The 9,583-nt window shown below is 68.0% G+C and carries 6 protein-coding genes and 1 pseudogene; 2 read left to right on the top strand and 5 right to left on the bottom strand.

Annotated elements, in window-relative coordinates; genetic code table 11:
* Window positions 1-747: 747 nt before the first annotated feature.
* The 5 genes from G537_RS0129440 to G537_RS0129420 are packed head-to-tail and all read right to left on the bottom strand — an operon-like array spanning window position 748 to window position 5,787.
* Window positions 748-1,536: a glucose 1-dehydrogenase gene (locus G537_RS0129440; RefSeq protein WP_026873109.1), complete on the bottom strand. Its 789-nt coding sequence runs from the start codon at window positions 1,534-1,536 to the stop codon at window positions 748-750.
* Between the two features lie 11 nt (window positions 1,537-1,547).
* Window positions 1,548-2,618: a 2,3-butanediol dehydrogenase gene (locus G537_RS0129435; protein ID WP_026873108.1), complete on the bottom strand. Its 1,071-nt coding sequence runs from the start codon at window positions 2,616-2,618 to the stop codon at window positions 1,548-1,550.
* A gap of 50 nt (window positions 2,619-2,668) precedes the next feature.
* Complete coding sequence (locus G537_RS0129430) at window positions 2,669-3,793, bottom strand: acetoin dehydrogenase dihydrolipoyllysine-residue acetyltransferase subunit (RefSeq protein WP_162146169.1); 1,125 nt, start codon at window positions 3,791-3,793, stop codon at window positions 2,669-2,671.
* 4 nt (window positions 3,794-3,797) lie between these two features.
* Window positions 3,798-4,808 (bottom strand): alpha-ketoacid dehydrogenase subunit beta, encoded by a 1,011-nt coding sequence (locus G537_RS0129425; protein ID WP_026873106.1) that lies wholly within the window; start codon window positions 4,806-4,808, stop codon window positions 3,798-3,800.
* Between the two features lie 13 nt (window positions 4,809-4,821).
* Window positions 4,822-5,787 (bottom strand): thiamine pyrophosphate-dependent dehydrogenase E1 component subunit alpha, encoded by a 966-nt coding sequence (locus tag G537_RS0129420; protein ID WP_026873105.1) that lies wholly within the window; start codon window positions 5,785-5,787, stop codon window positions 4,822-4,824.
* Between the two features lie 355 nt (window positions 5,788-6,142).
* Between G537_RS0129420 and G537_RS0129415 the strand changes: the two genes are divergently transcribed.
* Complete coding sequence (locus tag G537_RS0129415) at window positions 6,143-8,086, top strand: sigma-54-dependent Fis family transcriptional regulator (RefSeq protein ID WP_026873104.1); 1,944 nt, start codon at window positions 6,143-6,145, stop codon at window positions 8,084-8,086.
* 636 nt (window positions 8,087-8,722) lie between these two features.
* Window positions 8,723-9,583, top strand: a pseudogene (locus G537_RS42505) (hypothetical protein); the annotation flags it as partial.

The raw sequence follows: 9,583 nt of genomic DNA, 5'->3' as shown, positions 1-9,583 counted from the left end.
GACTGCTCTGCGATGCAATTGCCGAATGGGGCAAGTCTATCGGCTGTGCTGAGTTCGCATCCGATGCCCTATTGGACAACGTCGTGAGCCACAAGTTTCATGCGGCGCTAGGTTTCGAGGAGACAAAACGCGTCGTCTTCTTTCGCAAAAGCCTGTAGGACCATTCTTCGCCCATCTCGGCCGGCCTGACCGAATGGATAGCGCCCAAAGCCGCCGCGGAGCAGCCTTTCACCGATACTCGCACACGGGCCCCCGGAACGGGGAGCGATGATGATCCGATCCTTCCATGCGGCCTGTCCGCTTTGGGCCTGTTTGGATCGCCGGAGATGTCTGCTTCAGAGAACCCAGGAGGGCTGGCAATCGACGCAACGAGCCGTGTGCGGTCATGGCGCGTCCCCTGCGGCAGACCTCGAATGGCGAAGTGCGCAGCGCCTACCGTCACGGCGCCACCGGCCTGGCCTCGACGGTGAAGGCGTGGTCGAGCGTGCGATGTGCGCTACTCCTATGCGGGCCGCGGTACTCGAGTCGGCTTAGCCTTCCGTTTGCGAGTACCGCAGAACGCAGATAACCCCGCCTTTCTGGGGCGGGGCTCTGGATCAGATCTCGATCTGAATCGAGTTATAACAAAGGTGGTTGCGGGGACACGCGGCCAAGTACACTCACGCACGCTTATGGCCGACAGAGCTGCCTCTGACGCTCTCTCCATATCGTCAGTCCATGAGCCGCAGGCTGGCCGACCGCCGTCTATCAGATCAGCACCATCCCGCCATCGACGACGATCGACTGGCCGGTGACATAGTCGGAGTCCGCCGAGGCGAGGAAGCGCGAGACGCCGACGAGATCCTCGGCGACCGAGGGCCGGCCGAGCAGGATGGTCGAGGAGAAGGTCTCGAACGCCTCGTTGTCGTGCTGCGTCAACCCTTCCTCCTTGAAGCCCCTGTCGATCACCTTCCACATCTCGGTCGCGACCACACCCGGACAGATGGCGTTGACGTTGATCTTGTGGGACGCGAAGGCACGCGCCCCTGCCTGGGTCAGGGCGACGACGCCGAACTTGCTGGCCGAGTAGTGCGCCAGCGGCTCGTAGCCCTGCTTGCCGGCGATCGAGGCGGTGTTGATGATCTTGCCGCCACTACCCTGGGCGATCATCCGCTTCGCCGCCTCCTGCATGCAGATCAGGACGCCCAGGCCGTTCACATCCATCACCCGGCGCCAATCCGCCTCGGTGATCGACAGGAACGGCTTGGTCTGGGCGATGCCGGCGTTGTTGAAGATGGCGTCAAGCCGGCCGAAAGCGCCGACCGCCGCCTCGATCATGGCGGCGACACCGGCCCGTTCGGTCACGTCCACGGGGACGGCGACGGCCTCGCCGCCCTCAGCGCCAATGGCGGCGGCCACGCGCTTCGCATTCTCCCCATCGATGTCGGCCACGATCAAGCGGGCTCCGTCGGCGGCTAAGCCCATGGCGATCGCCTCGCCGATGCCCCGGCCGGCACCGGTGATGATGATGGAGCGGTCCTTCACGCTGCTGGGCATCTCGTCCCCCGTTACTGCAGGTCGATCAGAATCTTCAGCTCGGTTCCCGCAGGATCGAGCAGAGCTTCGAAGCCGCGGTCGACCACCTCGTTCAGGCGGATGCGGCGGGTGACGATCCTCTCGGCCTGCAGCAGGCCCGCCGCCAGCATCGAGGCGACGCGCGGCCACATAAGGGTCGAGTAGCACCACGACCCGCGCAGATCGATGTCCTTGCAGGTGATGGTGAAGCCATCGACCGCCGGCTTCCCGACGTGCAGCCCGACCTGGACGACCGCACCCTGACGCCGCACCGCCTGGATGCAATCGGCCAGGGCCGCCTCGGCCCCGACGCACTCGAAGGCAACGTCGACGCCGACATGCCCTTCGGTCCGATCGCGGATCGCCTCGACCACCCGGTCCCTCTTCGGGTTCAGCGCGACGACGTCGGGCAGCACCTCCCGCGCCTTATGCAGCCGGTTGTCGTTGGTGTCGGACAGGAAGATCAGGCTGGCTCCGGCCGCCCGTGCCGCCAGCACCTGCAGTTGCCCGATCGGCCCGGCCCCGGTGACCAGCACGGTCGCGCCCGGCCTCACGCCGCCGCGGTCGGCGGCATAGACGGTGACCGCCGCGGGCTCGATCAGCGCCGCCTGCTCGTCGCTGACCGCGTCGGGCAGGCGCACCGCGTTGTAGTCGTTGACCAGCGAATACTCCGCCATGCCGCCCCAGGCCCAGGTCAGCCCGACAATGCCCAGGCTTTCGCTCAGCTGATACAGGCCGCGGCGGCCGTAGTAGTCGTCGCGCGGCGCGACCATCGGCTGGATCGAGACCCGGTCGCCGACTGCAACGCTGGTGACCTCGTCGCCGATCGCGACGACTATGCCGCCGTACTCATGGCCCAGGATCTGCGGCAGCTTCGCACCGGTGTAGGGGTGCGGCTCGCGCGGGATGAAAATCGGCCCGGCGGCATATTCGTGCAGATCGGTGCCGCAGATGCCGCAGAAGCGATTGCGCACCAGCACCTGGTGCGGGCCGGGCCGCTCTGGCGGCTCCGGCACGGTCTCGATCCGGACGTCGTGCCGGTCGTGGAAACGCGCAGCTTTCATGGATTCGCTCCCGGTTGCGGCGCCGTGAACCCGGCGCCGTCCTTGTTATGTCAGGCTTCGGCCGCAGCGAAATGGGCGGCGAGTCGCTCGTTGACCGGCCCCGCCGCCTCCATCTGCGGCATGTGGCCCACGCCCGGCAGGCGCAGCACCGCAATCCGCTCCGGCAGGTTCTCCGCATGGGCCGGGTCGATGATCGCGTCGCGCTCTCCCCAGATGAGGAGCAGCGGCACCGCCGCCTCCGCGACCAGGGTGCGGAACGTCGTCGCCTGCCGCCCGTCCGGCAGGGCCTGCCGCGCGATCGCCGCCAGCGCCTCTCGCGCGCCCTCCAGCCGGGTGAAGCGCTGGATACCTTCGATCATGGCGGCGGACACCTGGTTCGGATCGGCGAACAGCATCTGCAGCGCGGCCTTCACCTCCTTCCGCCGCTCGGCCGCGATGAAGGAGCGGATGTAGCCGTCGTTCACCGTCGAGCCCAGCCCGGCCGGCGCCAGCCCGGCGACCGAGGCGACGCGGTCGGGCCGGCGCTCCAGCACCCGGAAGCAGACCGCGGCGCCGAGGGAGTGGCCCACCAGATGGACGCGCAGCGCGCCGGTCTCGTCGATCACCGCGGCCACGGCGTCGGCGAGCTCATCGAGGTCGCCCCGCTCGACCTGCTTGCCCGATTTTCCATGCCCCGGCAGGTCGGGGGCGTAGACGGGACGGGCCTGGGCCAGCTTCTCGATATTGAACAGCCAGTTGTCGGAATCGCCGCCGAAGCCGTGGACCAGGATGGCCGGCACACCATCGGCCTCCTCCCCCGCCAGCTTATAGGACAGCACCCGGCCATCGCGCTCGATCCTCCGCTCGGCGAGGCCGCCAGCCTCGCCTTCGGCCTCCGGGTCGCGCACCACGAAGCGGCCGATGAAGTCGTCGATCTCCGCATCCGGTACCGAGTCCGGCGCCAGCACGGCGAGCAGCGCGCCAACCGGCAGCACGTTCCCCGGCTGCGCCACCAGCCGGCGGACCAGGCCGGCGATCTGGCTTTCGTAGACATTGGTGATCTTGGTGGTTTCGATCTCGGCGATCTCCTGCCCCTTCTCCACGGTATCGCCCTCGGCGATCAGCCAGGAGGTCAGCGTCCCCTCCTCCATCGCCAGCCCCCACTTCGGCATCACGATCGGCAGCATCCCCGTCATCGCGTCACCCATGATGCGCGACGGCCTTCGCCGCCTCGACGATCCGGGCCGGGCCGGGGACGTAGAGATCCTCCAGCGCCGGCGAGAACGGCACCGGCGTGTGTGGCGGCGTGACCGTGCGGATCGGCGCCTTCAGGTCGGCGAAGGCCTCCTCCGCCACCAGCCGGGCGACGTCGGCCGCCATCGAGCAGCGCGGATGCGCCTCGTCGACCACCACCAGCCGTCCCGTCTCCGACACGCTGTCGAGGATGGTCTCGCTGTCGAGCGGCGAGGTCGTGCGCGGATCGATCACCGTCGCCGAGATGCCGTCGCATTTCAGTTCGTCCGCCGCCTGGTTGGCGAAGCTCACCATTCGGCCGAAGGCGACGATGGTGACGTCCTCGCCCTCCCGGGTCAGGTTGGCCTCGCCGAAGGGGATGATGTAGGGCTCGTCCGGCACCTCGCCGGTGTCGTCGTACATCACCTTGTGCTCGAAGAAGATCACCGGGTCGTCGTCGCGGATGGCCTGGATCATCAGCCCCTTGGCCTCGTAGGGCGACGACGGCAGCACCACCTTCAGCCCAGGGATATGGGTGAACAGCGGGTACAGGCACTGGCTGTGCTGCGAGGCGGCGCGGAAGCCGGCGCCGTACATGGTGCGGATGACCAGCGGGGTCACGGCCCGGCCGCCGAACATGTAGCGGAACTTGGCGGCCTGGTTGAAGATCTGGTCGAAGCAGACGCCCATGAAATCGACGAACATCAGCTCGGCGACGGGCCTGAGGCCGGTCGCGGCAGCACCGGCCGCGGCGCCGATGAAGGCGCTCTCGCTGATCGGCGTGTCCAGCACGCGGTCGCGGCCGAATTCCGGCAACAGGCCCTTGGTCACGCCCAGCACGCCGCCCCAGGCGTCGTCTTCCCCGGGCGCGCCGGCGCCGCCGGCATTGTCCTCGCCCATGACGATGACGCGATGGTCACGCCGCATCTCGCCGGCGATCGCCTCGTTGATCGCTTGGCGGTAGCTCTTCTTCGGCATGGATGCCTCCCCTTCAGTAGCGGACATAGACGTCTGTGGCGAGATCGGCGGCTCTCGGCAGCGCATCCGTCTCGGCCTCCCGCACCGCGCCGTCGATCTGGCCGGAGACCTCGGCCTCGACCGCGTCGAGCGCCGCGTCGTCCAGCAGGCCGGCGGCCGTGACCTTGCGGCGAAAGATCCTCAGGCAGTCGTTCTCATCCCGCAGGCGCGCGACCTCGCCCTGGCCGCGATAGGTCATCGCGTCGCCCTCGAAATGGCCATAGAAGCGCGTCAGCTTGACGTGCAGCAGCGACGGGCCGCCACCGGTTCGCGCTCGCTCCACCGCCTCCCGCGCTGTGTCGTGCACGGCGAAGAAGTCGAAGCCATCGACCTCCGCCGCCGGGATGCCGAAGCCAGCGGCGCGGCCGAGCTGACTGCCGCCGACCGACCAGGCGCTGGACGTGGCCTCGGCATAGCCGTTGTCCTCGATCACGAAGATCACCGGCAGGTTCCAGACCTTGGCCAGGTTGTAGGATTCCAACGTCGTGCCCTGGTTCGAGCCGCCGTCGCCGACGAAGGCCACGGCGACGCCGCCGGTCTTGAGGTATTTCGCGGTCAGCGCCGCGCCGCAGATCAGCGGCGGGCCGCCGCCCACGATGCCATTGGCCCCCATCATGCCCTTGGACAGGTCGGCGATGTGCATCGACCCGCCCTTCCCGCCGCACAGCCCGCCGCGACGGCCGTAGATCTCCTTCATCATGGCGGTGACGTCGCAGCCCTTGGCGATGCAGTGGCCGTGGCCGCGATGGGTGCTGGCGATGGCGTCGCGCGCGTCGAGATTGGAGCAGACTCCGACCGCCGAGGCCTCCTCCCCAGCATAAAGGTGGACGAAGCCCGGGATCTTGCCGGCGGCGAACTCGTCATGGACGCGATCCTCGAAGCGCCGGATCGTGACCATGCTGCGGTAGCTGTCGAGCAGGAAGTCGCGACTGTGCTGCATGTTTCCTCCGTCTCCGCTCCTTCTGCGAGGGCGGCGGCCAGAAGGCTGCAAGCACCGTGCCGGATCGGAAGTGGCCGGAATTCGCAACTTTCTCGAAGCGCGGGCGTCGCGGATGCGACACTGTCGCGGGTGGCGCTGTCGCAGACGAGACGGTAGCCGCGCCTCGGCTTTGTCGCCCGGCCGCTTTATGCGACACTCTTCCGGTCGCGTCACAGACGCGGGAATGGCGCTGGCAAGCGGCGGCCAGCACCGAGGACGAAAGCCGCATGGGAGGCGCCTGTCCGACATCTCGGCCTGCGGCCAGGCGCCGGTGGCAGTCGAGGTCCGTGCGCCAGGCATTGGAGGTGCGTGCGCGATGTCGGAGAACGGTCATATCGATCGCGTCCTGGCCGCCGCACGCGGGCAGGCCCCCATGCCGCCGTCGACTGGCGACGGACCGGTCGTCGTCCGGTCCTGGCAGCGCTGCGTCGCCAGCTACGGGCTGGAGCCGCACCACACCCCGCCCCCGACCATTCTGACCCAGTCCGAGCTGAAGGGCTTCCGGGCACAGAGCGACGACCTGATCGCCGTCGCACGCGGCGAGGTCGATCGGCTGTTCTCGCGCATCGGGCCCAGCGACTATATCGTCCTTCTGACCGACGCGGCCGGCATCACCATCGACTTCCGCTGTCCCGCCGCCCTCCAGGACGACGCCCGGCAAAACGGTCTTTATCTCGGCGCCATCTGGTCGGAGACGGAGCAGGGCACCAATGGCGTCGGCACCTGCCTCTACGAGCACCGGCCGCTCTCGATCGTCATGGACGATCATTTCTCGACCCGGAACACGGCGCTGACTTGTACCGTCGCGCCGATCCTCGGTGCCGGAGGCAAGGTCGCCGGTATCCTCGACGTCTCCACCGCGCGGCCGGCGGACCATCGCGGCCAGGCGATTCTACGCCAGATGGTCGCTGCAGCGGCGCAGCGGATCGAGAACCTTGCCTTCGCCCGACGCCATGCCGATCGCCTGCTGATCCGGCTGTCGCGCGACTCCGGCTTTGCCGATGCGGCGACGGAGCTGCGCATTGCCCTCGACGCCGACGGGCGAGTGGTCGAGACGACCGGCGCCGCAACCCGATGGCTGCTGCGGCGGGACGACAGCCTGGCCGGGCAGAATGTCGAGCGCCTGCTCGGCCATCCGCTGTCCCGGCTGCTCGCCGCCGACCGGCCCCTGACCGTTGAGGATGCGGGTGGCCGCCCGCTGCATATCCGGATCGAGGGGCGGCGCCATGCCCGACGCCCGGCGGCTGCTCCACCGAAGCTTGCGCGGCCCTCCCCATCACCGCCCTCCTACGATCTTGAAACGCTGGCCGGGGATGATCCGGAGATGCGCGCCCATGTGGCGATCTGCCGGCGCATCGTCGACCGTGGGCTGCCGATCGTCCTGCGCGGCGAGACCGGCAGTGGCAAGGGCCTGTTCGCCCGTGCTCTGCACAGGGCCAGCGCTCGAGCCGACGGTCCGTTCGTCGCCGTCAACTGTGCGGCGATCCCGCAGGAGCTGGTCGAGAGCGAGCTGTTCGGCTACCGGCCGGGGGCGTTCACAGGCGCCGCGCGCGAGGGTTTCAAAGGCCGTCTGCTGGAAGCCAATGGCGGCACCCTGTTCCTGGACGAGATCGGCGACATGCCGCTGCACCTGCAGACCCGGCTGCTGCAGGTGCTGTCGGATCGCGAGTTCACCCCTGTCGGTGGGACCCGTTCGGTCTCCCTCGATGTCTGCGTGATTTCTGCGACCTTGCACGACCTGCCGCAGCGAGTGCGGGACGGGCTGTTCCGTGAGGACCTGTTCTTCCGCCTCAGCGGGGTCTCGCTGGAGCTCCCGCCGCTCCGCAAGCGCGCGGATCGCACTCTCCTGATTCAGCGCGTGTTCGCGGAGGAGGCGGCAGCAGCCCGCGCAAGACTGGTCCTGACGCGGGAAACGCTGGAGCTGTGCCTCGCCCACACTTGGCCGGGAAACCTGCGCGAGCTTCGCAACGCGCTGCGCTTCGCCGTGGCGGTAGCAGAAGGCGATGGCGGAGCAGTTCTGCCGAATCACCTGCCGCCGCCGCTGGGGCTCTCCCTCAGCGCGGCTGCCGATCCTGATGAGGGCATCGCCTCGCCCGAAGCGCGTGCCATCCGGCTCGCTCTGGAGCGCACAGGCGGGCATGTCACTGCCGCCGCGGAATCTTTGGGCATCTCTCGTGCAACACTGCACCGGAAGATGAGGCGCTACGGGCTCGCCCACTATGGGGCTGGCCATCCCACCGGCACGTCGAAATCTGGATAACGCAAAGCCCCGCGGCTTTCACCTGCAAGGCTTAGGATCAGATGTCGATGTGGATGGAGTTATAACAAGGGTGGTTGCGGGGACACGCAACCAACGATTCTTGCGATTGGTGGAGAGCGACGTTCCGCGGCTTGCTGCATAACGCAACCGACCCATGTACCTGTTTGGCAAGCTCTGATCCGGTCATGACGACGGAGCCCGTGATTTCCTCCAAAATCCACAGAGCGGCCGTACTCGATTGCTATTCGATCGACGCGATGTCGGCCTATGCCACGGTCCAGACGCCGCGGCTGTGTGCCTCAATGGCCACGCGCATTCTGCCTCGCCGACCAGGCTAGTCGCAGGGCCCCATCTTCAGGCATCCCATCTCCGCCGCCCTAAGGAGCGGACCAATGGATGCGGAAACCATCGCCGGATCGAGGCGGACAATTGACGCGGCAACATCCAAGTAATACAGTCTGAATTTGAGGTCTAAGGCCGAAACGTCGCGGATCGAATTGCTCCGCATAAGATCATATAGAAATATTCATCCGCCTTTCGGGTGAAAGCCATGAATCGGCGACAGGCTTTTATTCCAAGAGCGGCATGTCGGACAGTTTCGGCCTGCTGCGATTCAGAGCGGTGCGATGTGCCAATATGGCGCAGGTTCTCAACTGCGGCAGGCACGTCGGGGGCGGCAGGATGATGCCGGCCGCCGATCCGGCAGTGCCGCGGGGGGAGATCGTCCGCGGCGAGGTCGAGCGCATTCTGGCGAGCGCGAGCTTCAGCGCCTCCGATCGGAACCGGCGCTTTCTCCGCTACATCGTCGACGAGACGCTGGCCGGCCGGGCCGACCGCATCAAGGGCTACAGCGTCGGCGTCGCCGTCTTCGATCGCGATCCGAGCTTCGATCCTCAGCTCGACCCGGTCGTCCGCATCGAGGCCAGCCGGCTGCGCCGCTCCCTGGACTACTACTATGTCACCGACGGCAAGGACGACGAGATCTGCATCACCATACCCAAGGGCAGCTACGTTCCCGCCTTCACCACCAAGGATGCGACGACCCCGCCGGCCGACCATCCGCCGACGGCATCCCCGGGCCCGGCGCTCGACGCCGCGGTCCAGCTCGATGCCCCTGCGGCGAGCGCGCCCGAGATCCAGCCTCCCCCGCACCGGCCCGGCCTGTGGCTTGGCGTGTTCGGAACCGCGCTCCTGGCCGCGCTCCTGGCGCCCGGCCTGCTGTGGCGCATGGGCGCGATCCCGTGGCCGGCCGCCGAGACCGAGGCGGCCAGGCCGCACGGGCCGGCCGTGGTCGTCACCCTGCTGCAGGAAGGCGACGCCGAGGCCATGCGCCTCCACCTCGGACCGGGCCTGACCCGTGAGATCATCGCCGCGCTCACCCGCTATCGCGAGCTCCAGGTCTTCGGCACCGACACCAGCCTCACCGCCACCGGCGAGAACCGCGTCGAGGCCCTGGCGCAACGATTGTCCGCCGACTATGTGCTGTCGGGAACCGTC

It is taken from the genome of Inquilinus limosus DSM 16000 (assembly GCF_000423185.1).
Lineage (GTDB): Bacteria > Pseudomonadota > Alphaproteobacteria > DSM-16000 > Inquilinaceae > Inquilinus > Inquilinus limosus.
The sequence above is the reverse complement of the archived record's forward strand: the minus strand, read 5'-3'. Positions and strand labels throughout refer to the sequence as shown.